Raw genomic sequence first — 17611 nt, 5'->3', positions numbered from 1 at the left:
AGGGCGGCAGGCTCGCGGCAACGACATGGGAGACGTCGCATGCGCCGGAGCCGCCTTGCCCTTCTCGGCCTCTTCGCCGGCCTGTGGGCCGGTGCCGCAACGGCCCAGACACTGCGCGTGGGCATCGTCAGCGATCCGGACGTGCTGGACCCCACCCTTTCCCGCAGCCTCGCCGCGCGGCAGGTCTTCGCCGCCATGTGCGACAAGCTGATCGAGGTGGATGCGGATCTTCGCCTCGTGCCCCAGCTCGCCACCGCGTGGCGGTGGGAGGATGAGGGGCGCCGCCTCGTCCTCACCCTGCGGCCGGATGTCCGCTTCCATGATGGGGCCGCCATGGATGCGGAGGCCGTGGTCACCGGGCTGCGCCGCCACCTGGAAACCCCCGGCTCCACCCGCCGGGGCGAGATGGGGCCGGTGAAGGAGGTGGTGGCGACCGGCCCGCTGGAGGTGACGATCCGGCTGGAGCAGCCTTTCGCCCCGCTTCTGGCCGCGCTTTCGGACCGCGCGGGCATGATCGTCTCCCCGCGCGCCGCCGGGCGGGTGAACCAGGATTTCGCGCGCGAGCCGGCTTGCGCCGGCCCCTTCCGCTTCACCCGCCGCGTGGCGCAGGACCGCATCGAGCTGGAGCGCTTCCCCGAATACTGGGATGCCGGCCGCATCCATTTCGACCGGGTGGTCTATCGCCCGATCACGGACAGCACGGTGATGTCCGCCAATCTCCGCTCCGGCACCATCGAGCTGGCCGAGCGCGTGGCCGCGACCGACCTGCCGGAGCTGCGCGCCGATCGCCGCGTGCAGATCGCCAGCGTGCCGAGCCTCAACAGCGTCTACATCGCCGTGAATGTCGCCAATGGCCCGCGCGCGGAAACCCCGCTGGGCCGCGACAGGCGCGTGCGGGAGGCGCTGGAGCTGGCGATCGACCGTGCCGCGCTGGTGCAGGTGGCGTTTGACGGCCAGTACCTGCCGGGGAACCAGTCTGTCTCGCCCAGCAGCCCGAACTACGTGAAGTCGCTGCCCGTGCCGGGGCGGGACCTTGCCCGCGCCCGCGCCCTGCTGCGCGAGGCCGGCTTCACCGACCGGGTGAAGATGCGCATGTCCGTCCCCAACACCAGCGAGTACAGCCAGGCCGCCGAGATCATCCAGGCCATGGCCGCCGAGGCCGGGATCGATGTGGAGTTGCAGGTGATCGAGACGGCGACGCTACTGCGGCAATGGACGTCAGGGGATTTCGAGAGCCTGCTGATCGCCTGGTCCGGCCGGCTGGACCTGGACGGCAATCTCTGGGGCTTCAATGCCTGCGGAGAGAGCCTGAATGGCGGGAAGTACTGCTCGCAGCAGGCGGATGCGGCGTTGCGGGAAGGGCGCAGCAGCGTCGATCCGGCGCAGCGCGCCGCCGCCTATGAACGGGCCATGCGCGTGCTGCTGGCGGACCGGCCCTATATCTACCTGTGGCACTCCCGCATCCTCCACGGGGCCTCCTCGCGGTTGGAGGGGCTGAAGCCCGTTCCGGATGGGCTCATCCGCCTGCAGGGTGTGCGGCTGCGGGGCTGAGGCCGCGCTTTCCCCCCGGAGCGTCACGCGGCTTCGCCGGCGCTCCGGCTGCCCGTGACATCCAGTATGTCTCCCAGGTTCTGTGTCAGTTGCTGCCAGGTCAGCGACAGGCCGAAGACCTGCTCTGCCTCTTCCCGCGGCATGGCGTGCAGGAGGCCCTCCACGCGCAGTTCCTCGACCGCCCGGGCCACCTGATCGGCAGGGCTCCGGAAATCCGTGGCAAGGACCGGCAGCTTGCCCCCGGCCAGCGCATCGCTGATGTCGCAGAGCAATCCTTCGAGTTGCCGCGTGGCGTCCCGCACGGGGCCGGCGAGGCGAGCGCTGGCCGCGTCCGGCAGGGGCCGTGTGCTGAGCCGGTCCGCGATGGCAAGGGTGTACCACAGCCGCTCGACCTGCGCCTTAAGCCGCGGCAGGGACACGCGATGCGCCTCCTTCCGGCGCAGCCGCGTCTGCCGGACCATCCTGTCGGCCTCGGCCAGTTCCCGGTCGATCCGCTCATGGGCCGCCTGGATATCGGCCGCATCCTGCGCCAGCATCCTCGCCATGCAGGCGGAAAGAAGGGCGCTGCAACCTGCCAGGGCCTGAGCGAGGTGGTACTCCGCACCGCGATGTGCCTGGCGCGGCAGGACGGATACGCTTGCCGCCGCACCCGCCGTGGCCCCCAGGGAAATGGCGGCGACCTGGAGGATGGCGTTCTCGATCAGCTCCATGCCGGGCGCGACGATCAGGATGGCGACCGTCACCAGGCCGTAGCTGTAACTGGGCCGCAGGCTCGCGATGAGGCTCATGCTCCCGACCCCAGCCACGAGGGACAGGACCGTCCGCCAGCCGCCGAGGCCGATGAGGTAGATGCAGGCCAGGGCGATGAGGGAACCCGTCACGGCGCCCAGAACCCGGTCCCTCGCCGCGGTGATGGTGCCGCCGATGCTGCCCTGGATCACATACAGCGCCGAGAAGACGGCCCAGGATGGCTCCGGAAGGCGCAGCCATTGCGCGGCGAGGTAGGAGATCAGCACCGCGAGGACGGACTGTATCGTCAGGCGCGCCGGGTCCCGGCGCATCGCGGCGAGGCAGCGCAGGAGGAAACGCCGCAGCGCTGACGAACCGGGGGATGGCCGGGTGCGGTGGGCGTCAGGCGGTGTCATGGTGGCGAGGTCCCCGTGGCACGGCATCGCGCGCAAGCCGCGCGCGCGCCTAACCCCGGTGCCGGCCCATGAAACGCGCCACGATCATCAGCACGACGCCCAGCGCTACGATGCCGAAGGTGGCGGGCGAGGCGCTCACCGCGTCGATGATCGCCATGGGAACCCAGAAAAGGGAATCCGCGATGGTCATGGGCAGCCAGAGCAGGACATCCCAGCCGACGACATGCGCGGCGATCCCGAGCGCGACCAGCAGGATACCGAGGGACCAGAGCTTGGAGGACATGGTCAGGCCACGCGTCCTGCCGCCGGCATCCGGCCCCGCACTCCATCCCCATCCGGCACTCGCGATAGCATCATCCAACCCCGAAACGGCGCGACCCCGCCCATATGGGAAGCGGCTGCCCGATCTTCACCGCCCGTTGCGGCGCGGCGGGTTGCCTCGCATGGGGCCGCGGCAGGATCATGGCGGCCGATGAGCGCCGATCTCCTGATTTCCACCTTCGTCACCCTGATCGTGACCGTGGACCCCATCGGGCTCGCCCCGATCTTCCTCACCCTCACGGAGGGGATGAGTGCCGCGCAGAGGCGGGCCGTGGCGATCCGGGCCACGCTCATCGCCTTCGTGATCCTTGCCTTCTTCGTGGTGGCCGGGGAAAGCCTGCTGGACTGGCTGGAGATCGGCCTGCCCGCCTTCCGGATCGGCGGCGGGCTGCTGCTCTTCTGGATTGCCTTCGAAATGGTGTTCGAGCGCCGGACGGAGCGGAAGCAGGCCACGGTGGACACCGCCCTCCACCTGGACCAGATGCGCGACCTGGCGGCATTCCCCCTGGCCATCCCGCTGATGGCCGGGCCCGGCGCCATCACCGCCGTGATCCTCCTCGATTCCCGCACCGACCAGGGAATGGTGGCGCTTGCCATCGTCCTCGGCCTGGTCGCCGCCGTGATGCTGGCCTGCCTTGCCGTCTTCATGGCGGCGGAGGGCATCTCGCGGCTGCTCGGCCGGACCGGGCGCATCGTGCTGAGCCGCCTGCTGGGCGTGCTGCTGACGGCGCTGGCGGTGCAGTTCGTCGTGGATGGCATAACCGCGCTGATCCGGCCGGCGGGATAGGACGGCGCCCCGGCCCGGCTGCCCGGCACACGGGCCACGGGCTGGCCCCCCCCAAGGCGCGCCGCATGCGCCGTATCCAAAACCTTTCCTTCTGCCCTTGCCTGATCCACCGCAGGATGAGGCAGCCACGCCGCAGGGCGCGGCTTCACCGAAAGCAATCGCCTTCCATGCAGAACCAAGCAGAAGCCCCGGGGCGGGCCGTGATCGTCACGGGCGGCAGCCGCGGCATCGGCGCCGCCATCGCCTGCCGCCTCGCCGCCGCCGGCTACGCGCCCTGCGTCACCTACACCCGCGACGCGCGCGGCGCGGCCGAGGTGGTGGCGCGGATCGAGGCCTCGGGCGGGCGGGCGGCCGCGCTGCAGGCGGACAGCACATGCGGCGCCGATATCGCGCGCCTTTTCGACGCGGCCGAGGCGGCCTTCGGCCCCCTGCATGCGCTGGTGAACAATGCCGGCATCACCGGCCCGCTCGGCCGCTTCGCCGATCTGGATGAGGCGGAGATGCGGCGCGTAGCCGAAGTGAACCTGCTGGGCACGATGCTCTGCGCGCGGGAGGCGCTGCGCCGCTTCGCGATGCGGCCGGAACGCCCGGGCCGCTCCGTCGTGAACATCTCCTCGGTGGCGGCAAGCACGGGCAGCCCGGGCGAATATGTGCATTACGCCGCCACCAAGGCCGCCGTGGAGGCCTTCACCCTCGGCCTCGCGCGGGAGGTCGCGGAGCAGGGGATCCGGGTCAACGCCGTCGCGCCCGGCACGGTGGAAACCGGCATCCATGCCGCAGCAGGCGATCCCGGGCGGCCCGCCCGCATCGCGCCGCGCGTGCCGATGCGCCGCGTGGGCCAGCCGGAGGAGGTGGCGGAGGCAGTGCTGTGGCTCGTCTCCGACGCCGCTTCCTACACCACAGGGGCCGTGCTGCGCGTCACCGGGGGGCTTTGAGCCTCAATCCCCGGCCGCCCCGTCCAGCCAGGCCCAGGGGCGGGCGCTGCGGTCCGCTGCCATGAAGGCCTCGATCTCCGCGGCGTGGCTGAGGGTGAGGTCCACGTCGCTCCAGCCGTTCAGCAGCTTGGTGCGCCAGACCGGGTCGATGGCGAAGCCCCACCGGTGGCTGCCGGCGGCGACCGAGCAGGCCAGGAGGTCCACCGTGACCTCCCGTCCGCCCTCCTCCAGCCAGGCGAGGAGAGTCTCGACCTGCTCCTCCGCCAGCCGGGCGGGGAGGAGGCCGTTGTTCACGGCGTTGCTGGCGAAGATGTCGCCGAAGCTCGGGGCCAACACGCAGCGTATGCCGCCATCCAGCAGGGCATAGGCCGCCGCTTCGCGCGAGGAGCCGCTGCCGAAGTTGCGGCGCGCGACGAGAATGGCGGCCCCGGCCCGTTCCGGCCGGTTCAGCGGGAAATCCGGGCGCAGGGCGCCATCCGCGCCCCGGCGCAGGTCGTGCAGCAGGAAGTCGCCATAACCCGCGCTGCGTGGCCGGCTCATGAAGCGCGCGGGGATCAGCTGGTCGGTGTCGAGATTGGCCAGGGGCAGGGGGCAGGCGGCGGCGGCGAGGATGCCGAAGGGCTGCATCACGCGCGCCCCGCCAGGAGAGGCCGGACATCGGCCAGATGGCCCGTGACCGCCGCGGCCGCCGCCATGGCCGGGGACATGAGATGGGTGCGCGAGCCCTTGCCCTGCCGCCCCCTGAAGTTGCGGTTGGTCGTCGAGGCACAACGCTCGCCAGGCGCCAGCAGGTCGCCATTCATGCCGACGCACATGGAGCAGCCGGCCTCCACCCATTCCAGCCCGGCCTCGCGGAAGATGCGGTCCAGCCCCTCCTCCTCGGCCTGGCGCTTCACGGGGGTGGAGCCGGGGGAGACCAGGCCGGGGATGCGCGCGCGGCGGCCCGCCAGCACGGCGGCGGCGGCGCGCAGGTCCTCGATCCGGCTGTTGGTGCAGGAGCCGATGAAGACCCGGTCCACCGCGATCTCGGTCAGGCGCTGGCCCGGGCGCAGGCCCATATAGTCCAGCCCATCCCGGACCTGGGCGGCGCGGGCGGGATCGGTGATGCGTTCCGGGTCCGGCAGGGTGGCGGTGATGGGAAGCGCATCCTCCGGGCTCACGCCCCAGGTGACGATGGGCGCGATCTCGGCGGCATCCATCGCCACCTCGCGATCGAAGGTCGCGCTGGGGTCACCGGGCAGGGCCAGCCAGGCCTCGGCGGCGCGGTCGAAGGCGGTGCCCTGCGGCGCGAAGGGGCGGCCGCGGAGATAGTCCAGCGTCATGCCGTCCGGCGCCACCATGCCGCAGCGCGCCCCGGATTCGATGGAGAGGTTGCAGAGGGTCATCCGCCCCTCGATGGACAGGCCGCGGATGGCGGAGCCGGCATACTCCACCGCATGGCCCTGCGCGCCATCGGCGCCGATGCGGGCGATGATGGAGAGCGCGATGTCCTTCGCGCCGATCCCCGGGCCGGGCCTGCCTTCGACGGTGACGCGCATCCGCCCGGGACGGCGCTGCCAGAGGGTCTGCGTCATCAGAACATGCGCCACCTCCGACGCCCCGATGCCGAAGGCGATGGTGCCGAAGGCCCCGTGGGTGGAGGTGTGGCTATCCCCGCAGACGATCGTCAGGCCCGGCAGCGTCAGCCCTTGCTCGGGCCCCACCACATGCACGATGCCCTGGTCCGGATTGTCGAGGCCGAAAAGCCGGATGCCGTGGCGCGCGGCATTCTCCGACAGCTGCCGGACCATGTGGCCGATGGACGCATCGGCGATCGCCCCGCCGCGCCCTCGCGTGGGGACATAATGATCGGCCACGCCGATGTTCTGAGAGGGTTGCGCCACCGCCGCGCCGCGCGCCTTCAGCTGGTTGAAGGCGTGGTGCGAACCTTCATGGAAGAAGTGGCGGTCGATCAGCAGGAGAGACTGCCCGTCCTCGCGCGTCAGGATGGCATGCGCGTCCCACACCTTGTCGAACAGCGTGCGTGCCGTGGCTCCGGCCATTCCCATCCTCCTGCCGGCGGCCAGGATAGGAGCGGGCGGGGTGCGCTGTCACGCGGCGGCCTGGTGCTGGCCCCGCCGTTCCTGCACCCGGGAAGTGTCGCGCGGCATCCTTTCGATCTCGGTCCTGCGGCGGGGCAGGGAGCGCGGATGCTCCGCCTGAAGCCAGGCGATCATGCGTTCCCGCACCTCGCAGCGAAGATCGAAGGCGCGGCCCGCATTGCTGGCGCTGACGAGCATGCGAACCTCCATCACATGCTCCCGGAAATCCGTGACCTGCAGGTTGACCACCTTGCCGTCCCAGTTCGGGGAGGATTTAGCAATCTCCGCCAGCCTGGCCCGCATCTCCTCCACCGGCACGGCGTAGTCGAGATAGATCATCACCGCCCCGATCAGGGCGGAGCTGTCCCTGGTCCAGTTCTGGAAAGGCTTCTCGAGGAAATAGGTGAGCGGCAGCACCATCCGGCGCCAGTCCCACAGGCGGACGACGACATAGGTGCTTGTGATCTCCTCCACATTCCCCCACTCACCCTCGACGATGACGGCATCGTCGAGGCGAATGGGTTGCGTCACGGCGAGCTGGATGCCGGCGAAGATGTTCTTCAGCAGCGGCTGGAGCGCGAGGCCCACGACAAGCCCGGCGGCGCCGGCCGAGGCAAGCAGGCTCACGCCGTATTGCCGGACGCCGCTGAAGGTCATCATCGCGGCGCCGACGGTGACGATGATGATCAGCGTGCCCGCGACACGCCTCAGGATCCGGGCCTGGGTGACATGCTTGCGCGCCAGGAGGTTGTCCTGCGCGCCGAGCTTGAAGCGGCGAAGATAGATGGTTGTCCAGATATGCAGGGCGGTCAGCGCGCCCCAGCCTAGAAGCCCGACGAAGCCCACGAGCAGCGCGTGCTGCAGCACATCCCTCTGCGTGGCCGTGAGCGGCGCGATCTCCGACGCGATGCTCAGGGCGAAGGTCACGACCCCAAGCCGAACCGGTCCCGAGGTCCGTGCGACCAGGGAGCGCCAGAACAGGTCCTTGTTCCGGACCATCCGCGATACGCCGCGGAAGAGAATCCCGTGGACGGCAAGCGCGAGAGCGACCGCCGCCGCCAGTGTCAGGAGGCTTATCGCCCAGGAGGGAAGCCAGGCCTGCGTGTTGATGATCTCGCGCGAAAAATCTCCGATCCTATCGAACATGATCGGCCCTCGTTCCTGGAATATGGTTTGGTGTCAGGATGCGCCGGCCACATGCCCCTGGACCGGTCATTCAGCACATTCGCAGCATAACCCCCGGGCGCCGCGATGGTTCCACGTGGCAGGCATAGCCGCCACATGAAGCGCGGGAGAGCGGTGAAACCGCCCCGGAGAAGCGAAGCGCTCCGTATGAGGAAAGAGGACCGGCATGACATGGCGCGATGCTTCGCGGAATGGCGCGGAGCGGGCTTGTGCAGAGAGAGCATCGCCGATGGCAGGCCGGCCCGGTTCATTCCCGGCTTCCGGGCGAATACGACGCGGCACAAGTCCCGCCGGGGGTTCAGGGCCTGCTCGGCCAGGTGGTCAGCGAAGTGGTGGATGCCGCTACAGCGGCGGCACTGCGGGCCAGGGAGAATGGCCACTGCTCAACCCGGTGCTGGCGCTGATCTGCCGGAGATACACGACCGGAGTGGTAGGCGACCCGAGGCGAACGAGAGACTGTCCGTTCAGATGGATCACGCCGTGGCGTATAATCTACGCCACGGCGTGTTCCTCAGTTACCCACGCGCGCGGGGAACCATAACAGGCGCCGGAGCAGGGGCGGGCGCCGGGGCAGGGGCCGGGGCGACATAGGTGGAGGACGGCTGCGGCGCCGGCTCGCGGGCGCAGGCCGTGAGCATCACTGCGGAAAGGGCAATCACGGCCATGGGAGCGAAGCGAACCAGCCCACGGCAGGCAAACTTTGCGGAAGTGATGTGCATCTGCTTCTCCTTGCGCCGAATCGCGCTTACGCCTGGTATTCAATGGCAACCTCCGGCGGGGCGTCAAACCATTCCCAGGCTGTGTGGATCAACAAAGGTTGTAGAATGGATCTCGTTCGCGTGACGCAGTGCAAGCCTGAGCGTAGTGGCCAGGAGCCCCTGGCTTCCGCCCGGGCCGGGATGTCACGGCGCAGCGTCGTCTCGCGTGGCCCACTCGCTCTTGCTGCGGCTTTCACGCTCACCGCATGCGGCACCAGGCCGGCGCTCAGGCCGGTTCCCGTGGTTGCGAGGCAGGCCGACACGGAACTCGCCATGCTGCGGGACGGCGCCCCCGAGCTGCTTTTCGCCGACGAACGGCCGAATGCCTGGTTGCTGCGGCGCTTCTACGCGCGCCATGGCTTCGCGCCGGTATGGACCACCCGCGCGGCGCAGGCGGAAGCGCTGACCGCGGCCGTGTTGCGCGCGGGCAGGCACGGGCTGGACCCCGAGCTGTTCCACGCCTCCCAGCTGCGGCGCAGGTCGGAGCTGCCGCCGCCTGAGCGCGAATTGCTGCTGTCGGACGCCTTCCTCTCCTATGCGGATGCGCTGGCCCACGGCGCCGTACCGGTGGAGCGCCGGAGGCCTGTCGAGGTGTTGACGCCGGAGCCGGTCAACGTGGCAGCCGCGCTCGACCGGGCCATCGCCAGCCCCGACCCCGCGGCGGTGATCGAGGCGCTGGCGCCAGCGACGCCGACCTACACCGCGCTTCGCAAGGCCCTGGAGGAGCATGAGTCCGGTGCAGCGGCCGGTGACCAGGCCAGGATGAACCGCCAGCGCCTGATTGCGGTGAATCTCGAACGCCAGCGCTGGCTGCCGCGGCGGCTGCCGGCGAATCGCGTGTGGGTCAATGTCGCCGACCAGGGGCTGGTGCTGTATCGCGACGGCCAGCCCGGTTTCTCGACACGCGTCGTGGTGGGCAATGATGGGGAGCGCGACCAGAGCCCCGAGTTTCAAACCATGATCGAGGGGGCCTTCTTCAACCCGCCCTGGGTCGTGCCGAGGGACATCGTCGTCGCGGACCTCCTGCCGAAGATCCGTCGTGACCCGGACTACCTGGAGAAGAACAACATGGTCATGCTGGAAAATGGCGAGGTGGAGCAGCGCCCGGGGCCGAGTGCGGGGCTTGGCTACATTATGTTCGACATGCCGAACCGCTTCGATGTCTATCTCCACGACACTCCGGCCAGGCACATCTTCAGCCGGGAGAACCGCAGGCTGAGCTACGGGTGCATACGGGTCGAGAAGCCGCGCGAGCTTGCCGCGTTGCTGATGGAGCAGCCCATCGAGACAATCCATGAGGAGATTTCGACCGGCGTGACCACCCGGCGCGCGCTGCCGCGGCCGATGCCGGTCTTCGTGATTTACCAGACCGCCTTCGTGGACACTGACGGGCAACTGCAGTTCCGCCCGGACTTCTACGGGCGTGACGCCCGGGTCTGGCAGCAGATGCAGGAACGTCCTTCGGGCGGACGGCCAGCCACCGCATCCTGATTGGCCCGGCGGCGCGAGCGCGTCTGGGCCGCGCATGAGCTCCGCCGGCCTTTGGGCCGGCTTGCCACAAGCGGGCATGCTGCACCGGGCGCCTCAGCGATCCGGGAAAGCCTGTCGGGTCTTGCCGCAGCCACGCTGCTGCTTCAGCTCTTGTCGAACGAGGAGGGGCTTGGATCCGCAGCGGGCCATGGCGCGCGGAACACCCGCCGTGCCTTCACGGGAGCTGCCCCGCATTGGGTAATCAGGAGGCGGAGGATGGTGCGTTCAAAAGCGTGGCCGCATGGGCGGCGACCTCGTCCGGATCGATGGGCTTCCGTAGCAGGATCAGCGGTCCTGTCCCGCTTGCCTCGGCAAGATCTTCGGTGTCCGCGTCTCCGGCGTAGCCGGTCACCAGAATGGCCGGCAGGCCGGGGTGCCGCTCCCGCACCCTACGAAGCAGTTCAAGGCCATTCATCCCCGGCATGGCCAGGTCGGTCACCAGCAGATCACACCCGTCCAGCTGGAGGAGCGCCGCCGCGCCATCCTGCGCCTCATCCACTTGGTGCCCATGGTCGCGAAGCGCACTCGCCAGGACAGCACGGACCTGTGGCTCGTCATCGACAAGCAGGATGCGTCCCGAGAGATCGCTGGATCGTCCTGCCGCCGCGGGGCCGACCGGAGCCGGGGCGGGGCTGGCTGCCACGGCCTTTTCCTCGAACGCGCAGGGTAGCCAGAGCGTGATGGTTGTCCCGTGCCCGGGTTCACTCTCAATCCCGAACGCGCCGCCGGATTGCTCCGCGAAGCCCTTGGCCATCGCCAGGCCCAGCCCCGTTCCATTGCCTTTCGGCTTGGTGGTGAAGAAGGGTTCGCCGGCCCGTGACAGGGTTGTGGCGTCCATTCCCATGCCGGTGTCGGTGACGTCCAGGCGGAGATAGGCGCCCGGCCCGAGGCTTGGCAGGCTTCCCGGACCGGCCCGGTTGTCCTCCACCGCGGCGGAAAGGACGAGATCGCCGCCACCCCGCGGAGCCATCGCATCACGGGCATTGACGGCGAGATTGACCAGAACCGTCTCCAGCTGACCGGGATCGGTCAGGGCCTTCGGCAGGGTGGGGCTGGCCTCGATCCGAACCTGGATATTCGGCCCGATTGTATGGGTCAGCACCTCGCGCAGCCCGTTCAACAACTCCGGAATATCGACCGCCACGGAGCGCAGCTCGCCTCGCCGGGCAAAGGCGAGCAACCGCCGGGTGACGGAGGCGCCTCGCTCCGCTGCCTCGGCGATCATGCCGGCAAGCCGCTCTATGGCCTCGGGATCCCTCTGCCGGCGCTGCATGCCTCGGGCACCGCCGAGAATGGCTTGGAGCACGTTGTTGAAATCATGGGCGATGCCTCCGGCGAGCCGCCCGAGCGCCTCCATCCGCTGCGCCTGTGCCAACCGTTCCAGCGCTGCCTCGCGCTCGTGCCGCGCCAGTTCCAGCGCCGCCCGCGTTCTTTGCCGCTCGATCCACAGCAGCAGCAAGGCGACGACGGCAAGGGCCAGCAGCGAAATGCCTCCTGCCGCACCGCGAAGCGCGGGCCGGACAAAAGCCGTGCGGGCCAGCTCCTGCTTCTCGTCCAGGAAAACCGAGACAACAAGCGGGAGACCGGCTGGCGATCGATAGGCGGTGAGCTTCGGGCGGCCATCGAAAACACTGCGGGGGATCGATAGGCGGCCTGTCGGTGAGGCTTCGAGCGCCTGCATCAAGGCGGCCTCCGACGGGATCACCTGACCAAGTGCCTGCAGCACATCCCGGCTCCGGGCAATGATGATGCCATCCCGCCGCAGGACGGTTGCGCTGCTGCCAGCACCGAACTGCAGGGACGCGAGTTGCTGCGAGAGCTCCACCGGGTCCATCGAGACCACGGCGACCCCGGCGAAGTCTCCCGCCAGGCTCCGGAGCGGACGTGTGACCTGCACGCTCCACTGGTTCGAGACGCGGCCGACCACGGGCGCGCTGATAAAGAGATCCCGCCGCCCTTCCCGGTGGACCCGGAAATGCTCGCGATCACTGAGGTCGACGGCTTGCCAGTCGGCCACGGACGACCAGGTCACCCGGCCTTCCGACCCGATGAGGGCGACCTGGAGCACGCCGAACCGGCCTCGCCGAGCGATGTTGATGAGCTGTGCCGCGATGGTATCAGCCCCACCGCGATCACCCCTCTCCAGGAGTTGCTGGCGGGCCTGCGCCAGGTCGTGCAGGCCCTCCACGGCCTCAAAGGTACGGAGCAGGCTTTGCTCGATCGTCTCGGTGGCCACTTCGGCCCGCGACCAAGCGGCGGCCTTGGCCTCCTCCTCCACCCGGCCGGCATAGCGCTCGGCGGTGAACCAGGCCGCGCCGGAGCAGATTGCCCAGCTGGTCATCATCACCGCCCAGACCCTGCGCCGCGGCAGGGCGGTCAGGGCCTTCAGCGCTCGTGCATATCGTTCGGATCGCAAAAGATGCCTGTCGCTCGCAACACCATGGGCAATGCAAGGGAGCCTGCAGCCAGGGAAGGCTGTACTGGAAGCGAGCTCATCGAGCCATTGGCAATGATGCGGGCGCGCCGCCACGATGGAAGCCATCGCACCCCTATGGAAGACCACTGGGTCAGCTAGGCTCGTGGAAATATGGCTGCTAGGCAGGGCACTGAGGAAAGCCGAACAACCGGCTGTGCTAGAGCCATGCTAGCACATTCGGCTCTCAAGCGCTTGAGCGGCGCTCGGTTCAGCGACTGACCAATAAGAAGGAAATGGTGCCCAGGGGCGGAATCGAACCACCGACACTGCGATTTTCAGTCAGGGTAGGTGAGCCGACACGAGCCGCCAGAACATACGCAGCACCTTCATAAGCCGTTGATTGTCTGAGCATAGATCTGCCTCGCTCTCGCCAGCAATCGCCATGGAGTGCCGCGAGCCCTCGCGCTAATGAGTCCGCAGAGAGTCCGCGAGGGAGATTCGGGTGGCGAAGCTCAGCGACAAGATCGTGGCCGATGCGACCTGCCCGGAGGGCAAGAAGGATGCCCTCCTGTTCGATGACGCCCTGCCGGGCTTCGGGGTTCGGATCACGGCTGGCGGGAAGCGGGTTTTCCTCCTGCAGTACCGGAATGGCGCGAAGGTCCGCCGAGTGGTGCTGGGGACCTTCGGCACGGAGCTGACGACCTCCCAGGCCCGGAAGAAGGCCGAGACCCTGAGAGGGCAGGTGAGGGACCAGCGGGATCCCGTAGCGGAAAGGAAGGCAGCCCAGGCGGCTGCCCTTGAGGCTGAGGCCCAAAGCAAGGCGGCAGCCGCCGCGAGGGCCTATACAATAGAGAGACTGATCGAGCAGTGGACCACCCACCACCTGGCCGAGCGATCGGCCTCCTATCGGGCTGCGACACCGAAAACCCTGCGCTCCGTCCTGGCCAAATGGCTCGACGCCCCCGCGTCCAGCTTGGCGCAGACCGATGCGGTACACCTGCTAGACGAGGTGAAGGCCGAGCGCGGCCCCATTGCGGCCAACCGGGTGCGAGCCTTGGCTCGATCTTGCTGGGGCTGGGCGGTGAAGCGAGGTGCCCTTGCGGTGAATCCTTGGATGGCTACTCCTCAGCCGGCACGGGAGACAGCGCGGGAGCGGGTCTTGTCGGATTTGGAACTGGCAGCCCTCTGGCGAGCAGCAGAGGCGCTGGACCACCCCTGGGCCCCGATCGTGCAGATTCTCATTCTGACCGGGCAGCGCCGCGGCGAGGTGGCCGGTATGGCATGGGCGGAGCTGGAGCTGGATGGCGCCCTCTGGTCCATGCCCGGCGAGAGGACGAAGAACGGACAGCCTCACACGGTCCCTCTGGCGCCGGCCGTACTGGCGCTGATCCGGAAGGCGCCTCAGCGTAAGGGGGCTGCCCTGGTGTTCGAGGGCCCCCGAAAGACGGCACCCAGCGGCTTTGGCAAGGTGAAGGAGCGGCTGGACGACGCCATGCGAGCCGAGGCCAAGAAGGCGAGGCGACCCTTCCATCCCTGGGTGATCCACGACATCCGCCGGACGGTCGCCACGGGCCTGCAACGCCTCGGCGTCAGGCTGGAGGTGACGGAAGCGGTCCTGAACCACATCAGCGGGAGCCGATCCGGAATCGTCGGCGTCTACCAGCGGCACGGGTGGGAGCGGGAGAAGGCGGAAGCGCTGAAGGCCTGGGAAGGGCACGTCCTGGGCCTGGTGGAGGGCCGGGGGTTCTCGGCGAAGGTGGTGCCGATCAGGGTGCAAGGCTGACCAACTCACTCCGTTTAGAACATCATTTTCACCCCACCCTTCTGTTTTCCGGTCGGGACAGTCGGGACGGTCGGGACAGCCTTATTTTGCTGGGCTTTTCGCGTCCCGACTGGTCGGGACAGGGTCGGGACAGTCGGGACACAGAAGGCTGCCACGAGGCGGCCTTCCCCTCAACGGCCAGTGGACCGGGCCGCACTGGGCGAGGCCGGTGGACTGGGCGGGGACGGTGGACGAGCGGGTGCGGTAGGGCGCAGGGGTAGGACGCCTCTCGAACACATCCCTACGAGGGAGGCCACGGCCGGCTTCCGAAGGGGTATCCCCTTCATCTGGAGGCCGCATTTCTGCGGCGACCATAACCGGACCCCCGAAGGGGCAGGCGGCGGGACAGGGCCGCGGGACCGCAGTAGCCTCCCGCGCGCGACGCTGGCAACGAAAAGCCATCTCTCAAATGCAAAAAGGACGGCGGCAGCGATCCCTGATCACCGCCGCCGCCCCAGCCTTGCCGGCGATGAGCGTGCGCTCTCAGCGCCACAGGCACATCCATCTTAGCCGGCCTGCTTTTCTTTCGGCAGCAAATATTTTTGCGGCAGCGTAGGGGGCCGCGGCGGAAGCGTCAGCACCCACTCCCCATCTCACGCGATGTAACAGGTCCTGACGGGCAGGCGTTTTCACACCATGCCTCTGCCTGACGCAGTGGCACCCGCCATATTCCGGCGATTGAAACAACTGGCTCGACGGGATCCTTCCCGCCGAGCTTCTCTTTGCCTTTCCATCAGCGACGAGATGCTCCCTCGGCATCAACAAGTTCTTGTCCTACAGCAGGCCGGCGTTCTACTTCTGCGGCCTCACAAATTCGAGAGGTTGCCCGATGCTACTATGTGCCTCGCGGCTGCGGCAGCGAGCTAAGCAACTCACTGAGCTAAGCAGGTATCTCAGCGCCGGAACCTACGTTGAGGCGTTCAGGCAGGAAGCGGAGCGTCACCTCAGGGAAGCGCGAAGGCTGGAAGAAGAATACCGAGCCCGAGAAGCACCGTGGCAGCATAGCGCCGGGGAGCTACCCCAAGGGGAACGAGTTGCCGGACCCACATCCCCGCTCACCATAGCGCCCCAAGATTAGGGCCGCATAGCTCGGGCGCCGCAAATCCAAAATGTTGACCTGGAAACGATATCAGCCGCAGCATGCTCTCGATATAAGAATGCGGACAGATCATCCTCGCGCATCGACGCACGTATGATGCCTAGTATGGACGAGCACGACCTGCGCTGGGCGATCCACGATGCCTGCCAAGCCATCTACATAGCGACGAGCCGCGGTGTTTCTCAGGTAGAGATAAAGCAGCTAATCGCGCGCCTGGAGTGCCTGGATGAGCAGGCTTTCCGCCGTGAGATGAAGTTCCACGCCTTACGCCCGTGCGGCGAAGGCTCGAAACCTGGATCAGTGCTGGGTGACGGTTTGTCCGGTCGAGTGCCTGGATGAGGCTGGCGAGGATGGCGGCCAAGAAAGCCCGGAGATGGCTGAGAACCTCGTGGATGTTGTGACCGCAGCCGCAGAGCACGGCGTAGAAGGTATCGCCGAGGGTGCCCTGAGGGCACAGCGGGCGAGGCTGGGACGCTGGTCGGTCAGGGCCTCGACCTGCTGGAGAGCGTCGGCCAGGATGTGCCCGTCATCGGGATCGCCGGGCATGGAGCGCATGCTCACGACAAAGCCCTCGGCCAGCGTGGTGGTGATGCTGACCTTGGTGCCGACCCCGTAGCGGACATGGGCCTCGCCCCTTGGAGCTGCAGTCCACCTGCGGTTCGTGCAAGGCATGAACTTTTCCCTGTGCTCCTGTGCGAGTTGCGCCACCTTGGCGGCCTGAGCCTCGGCGGTGGTCTCTTGCTAATCCCACCCTCATTGCCGCGCCCAGTAGAAAGCTGCCCAAGTTGGGCACCTTTTTCCTCGGTCAGCCGCACCCACTCCGCGATATGGTCCGACCGCTCCTGCACGGTCAGTTCGGCGCGGTGCAGGTTGAGAGCGACTGCTTCGGTCGTGCGTCAACGCGCATTGCGACAGGCGAACTGCGAAATGTAGGTCGAGATCGACTGCTCAGTGAGTGGGCCCATCGTGTCCCGCTTTGTGCGCCGCTCCGCCTGTTCCCGCGTGTCGCCTTCGCCAAGGTAGCGGAACCGGTTCGCCCTGCAGTCTATCTCGCGGATGGAGAACGAGATGCCCGACGGTCCGTCGCGTCGCGTCAGAATTTCCACGAGACCGTTGGGCTTCCGTGTAACCGCGAGCGCCTCGTACTTGGCGCGAGGATCAGACGGCACCGCGACCGGTTGCGCAGTCGCGTGTGCGCTCAACAGCAGCAGGGCGGCGGAGGGGAGCAAGGTTCGCATGCAGGCAGGCTAGCAGGGCCATGCAGGCGCGCCAGCCTTCCTCGGAAGCACGCCAGTGCCCCCTCGCAAGCCCTTTGAGGCGCCGCGTGGGCCGGAGCGGTCGAGGACGAAGGACTAGGCGGAGACGGTGGATGAGCGGGCCAAAGGTGCTGAGGATCAGCGGCGCGTTCCGTCTATGCCTGGAGCATTGCCGAGCATGGTTGCCCAGATGCCGCGGGCATCCTCCTCCGATATGAAGTCATAGGTGTTCTCATCCCCGTCCAGCGACGTGGTGATGAAATCCTGCCCCTCAATCGCGGCCGTCATGGGTCCAGTGGGATCGATGGGAACCATCTGCCACCCTGCTGCCTCTAGAGCCTCTAGGATGCGCCTGGCATCCGTCGGCGCGAGGCCGAGCGAGACCAGTACGTCCAGCGGGGTTGCTTGCTCGGTCATGCTTCTTCCCTTTCCGGGAACGGCGCGCTTGCGCTGCCTGCGCTGGAATAGTGTCCGCCTGACACACTTTGAGCGCGAAACGGTTAACGAGTTCTTAATAGTCCAAGCCTACCGTGCAGCATGGCCGGCAAAACGGGCCTGGAGGAGCGCAGGATGCGCAGAAGCTTGGAAGTTCCCTTTACCCTTGTCAACGCCGCCTGAAATCTGACCCACCTTGGCTCGCGTCGCCGGTCGAAACCTGACCCACTGGATCGCCCGGAGATGGGACGAGCTCCACCTCCGGACGGCGTGTCTCAGCGGCTCTCCTT

At 68.0% G+C, this 17611-nt stretch carries 14 protein-coding genes and 1 pseudogene; 6 read left to right on the top strand and 9 right to left on the bottom strand.

Annotation, left to right across the window (positions count from 1 at the left end):
* Positions 1–39 precede the first annotated feature (39 nt).
* Entirely contained in the window at positions 40–1551 is a 1512-nt protein-coding gene (locus tag J8J14_RS21265) for an ABC transporter substrate-binding protein (protein ID WP_209381566.1), read from the top strand.
* A gap of 23 nt (positions 1552–1574) precedes the next feature.
* Here the strand turns inward: J8J14_RS21265 and J8J14_RS21260 are convergent, their stop codons facing one another.
* Together J8J14_RS21260 and J8J14_RS21255 are read right to left on the bottom strand one after the other, a co-directional pair.
* Entirely contained in the window at positions 1575–2696 is a 1122-nt protein-coding gene (locus J8J14_RS21260; RefSeq protein WP_209381565.1) for an FUSC family protein, read from the bottom strand.
* Positions 2697–2745: 49 nt separating this feature from the next.
* Positions 2746–2979, bottom strand: a complete 234-nt coding sequence (locus J8J14_RS21255) for a hypothetical protein (RefSeq protein ID WP_209381564.1) — start codon at positions 2977–2979, stop codon at positions 2746–2748.
* A gap of 189 nt (positions 2980–3168) precedes the next feature.
* Between J8J14_RS21255 and J8J14_RS21250 the strand changes: the two genes are divergently transcribed.
* On the top strand, positions 3169–3804 hold the full coding sequence (locus J8J14_RS21250) for a MarC family protein (protein ID WP_209381563.1): 636 nt from the start codon (positions 3169–3171) through the stop codon (positions 3802–3804).
* A gap of 167 nt (positions 3805–3971) precedes the next feature.
* The gene (locus tag J8J14_RS21245; protein ID WP_209381562.1) at positions 3972–4739 is read left to right on the top strand and encodes an SDR family oxidoreductase; all 768 of its coding nucleotides are present in this window, start codon (positions 3972–3974) and stop codon (positions 4737–4739) included.
* Positions 4740–4742: 3 nt separating this feature from the next.
* On the opposite strand, the gene leuD is transcribed toward J8J14_RS21245, so the two are convergent.
* From leuD to J8J14_RS21230, 3 genes are read right to left on the bottom strand one after another with little or no spacing between them, the layout of a single operon-like run.
* Positions 4743–5366: a 3-isopropylmalate dehydratase small subunit gene (leuD, locus tag J8J14_RS21240; protein WP_209381561.1), complete on the bottom strand. Its 624-nt coding sequence runs from the start codon at positions 5364–5366 to the stop codon at positions 4743–4745.
* Complete coding sequence (gene leuC / locus J8J14_RS21235) at positions 5366–6787, bottom strand: 3-isopropylmalate dehydratase large subunit (protein ID WP_408896462.1); 1422 nt, start codon at positions 6785–6787, stop codon at positions 5366–5368. The genes leuD and leuC overlap by 1 nt, the downstream gene beginning before the upstream one ends.
* Before the next feature lie 42 nt (positions 6788–6829).
* Positions 6830–7966, bottom strand: a complete 1137-nt coding sequence (locus J8J14_RS21230) for a mechanosensitive ion channel family protein (protein ID WP_209381559.1) — start codon at positions 7964–7966, stop codon at positions 6830–6832.
* A 1070-nt stretch (positions 7967–9036) separates the two neighbouring features.
* On the opposite strand from J8J14_RS21230, the gene J8J14_RS21225 reads away from it, so the two are divergent.
* On the top strand, positions 9037–10254 hold the full coding sequence (locus J8J14_RS21225) for a L,D-transpeptidase scaffold domain-containing protein (RefSeq protein WP_209381558.1): 1218 nt from the start codon (positions 9037–9039) through the stop codon (positions 10252–10254).
* A gap of 241 nt (positions 10255–10495) precedes the next feature.
* Here the strand turns inward: J8J14_RS21225 and J8J14_RS21220 are convergent, their stop codons facing one another.
* Positions 10496–12637: a hybrid sensor histidine kinase/response regulator gene (locus J8J14_RS21220; protein WP_209381557.1), complete on the bottom strand. Its 2142-nt coding sequence runs from the start codon at positions 12635–12637 to the stop codon at positions 10496–10498.
* A 574-nt stretch (positions 12638–13211) separates the two neighbouring features.
* On the opposite strand from J8J14_RS21220, the gene J8J14_RS21215 reads away from it, so the two are divergent.
* The gene (locus J8J14_RS21215; protein WP_209381556.1) at positions 13212–14492 is read left to right on the top strand and encodes a tyrosine-type recombinase/integrase; all 1281 of its coding nucleotides are present in this window, start codon (positions 13212–13214) and stop codon (positions 14490–14492) included.
* Positions 14493–15735: 1243 nt separating this feature from the next.
* The gene (locus J8J14_RS21210; RefSeq protein WP_209381555.1) at positions 15736–15969 is read left to right on the top strand and encodes a hypothetical protein; all 234 of its coding nucleotides are present in this window, start codon (positions 15736–15738) and stop codon (positions 15967–15969) included.
* Here J8J14_RS21210 and J8J14_RS25200 read toward each other — a convergent pair.
* The 3 genes and pseudogenes from J8J14_RS25200 to J8J14_RS21200 all read right to left on the bottom strand — a co-directional run.
* Positions 15950–16312, bottom strand: a pseudogene (locus tag J8J14_RS25200) (IS5/IS1182 family transposase); the annotation flags it as partial. The gene J8J14_RS21210 and the pseudogene J8J14_RS25200 sit on opposite strands and share 20 nt — an antisense overlap.
* Before the next feature lie 214 nt (positions 16313–16526).
* On the bottom strand, positions 16527–16868 hold the full coding sequence (locus tag J8J14_RS21205; protein WP_209381554.1) for a hypothetical protein: 342 nt from the start codon (positions 16866–16868) through the stop codon (positions 16527–16529).
* A 156-nt stretch (positions 16869–17024) separates the two neighbouring features.
* Positions 17025–17303 (bottom strand): hypothetical protein, encoded by a 279-nt coding sequence (locus J8J14_RS21200; RefSeq protein ID WP_209381553.1) that lies wholly within the window; start codon positions 17301–17303, stop codon positions 17025–17027.
* Between the last annotated feature and the right edge of the window lie 308 nt (positions 17304–17611).

Source organism: Pararoseomonas baculiformis (genome assembly GCF_017813395.1).
Taxonomy (GTDB): domain Bacteria; phylum Pseudomonadota; class Alphaproteobacteria; order Acetobacterales; family Acetobacteraceae; genus Roseomonas; species Roseomonas baculiformis.
The sequence above is the reverse complement of the archived record's forward strand: the minus strand, read 5'-3'. Positions and strand labels throughout refer to the sequence as shown.

Bases quoted from the DNA above. Each gene is read 5' to 3' on its own strand.
- J8J14_RS21230 (WP_209381559.1), bottom strand. From the start codon at position 7,966: ATGTTCGATAGGATCGGAGATTTTTCGCGCGAGATCATCAACACGCAG.
- J8J14_RS21255 (WP_209381564.1), bottom strand. From the start codon at position 2,979: ATGTCCTCCAAGCTCTGGTCCCTCGGTATCCTGCTGGTCGCGCTCGGG.
- leuD (WP_209381561.1), bottom strand. From the start codon at position 5,366: ATGCAGCCCTTCGGCATCCTCGCCGCCGCCGCCTGCCCCCTGCCCCTG.
- J8J14_RS21205 (WP_209381554.1), bottom strand. From the start codon at position 16,868: ATGCGAACCTTGCTCCCCTCCGCCGCCCTGCTGCTGTTGAGCGCACAC.
- J8J14_RS21250 (WP_209381563.1), top strand. From the start codon at position 3,169: ATGAGCGCCGATCTCCTGATTTCCACCTTCGTCACCCTGATCGTGACC.
- J8J14_RS21260 (WP_209381565.1), bottom strand. From the start codon at position 2,696: ATGACACCGCCTGACGCCCACCGCACCCGGCCATCCCCCGGTTCGTCA.
- leuC (WP_408896462.1), bottom strand. From the start codon at position 6,787: ATGGGAATGGCCGGAGCCACGGCACGCACGCTGTTCGACAAGGTGTGG.
- J8J14_RS21210 (WP_209381555.1), top strand. From the start codon at position 15,736: ATGGACGAGCACGACCTGCGCTGGGCGATCCACGATGCCTGCCAAGCC.
- J8J14_RS21220 (WP_209381557.1), bottom strand. From the start codon at position 12,637: ATGATGACCAGCTGGGCAATCTGCTCCGGCGCGGCCTGGTTCACCGCC.
- J8J14_RS21265 (WP_209381566.1), top strand. From the start codon at position 40: ATGCGCCGGAGCCGCCTTGCCCTTCTCGGCCTCTTCGCCGGCCTGTGG.
- J8J14_RS21200 (WP_209381553.1), bottom strand. From the start codon at position 17,303: ATGACCGAGCAAGCAACCCCGCTGGACGTACTGGTCTCGCTCGGCCTC.
- J8J14_RS21225 (WP_209381558.1), top strand. From the start codon at position 9,037: ATGCTGCGGGACGGCGCCCCCGAGCTGCTTTTCGCCGACGAACGGCCG.
- J8J14_RS21245 (WP_209381562.1), top strand. From the start codon at position 3,972: ATGCAGAACCAAGCAGAAGCCCCGGGGCGGGCCGTGATCGTCACGGGC.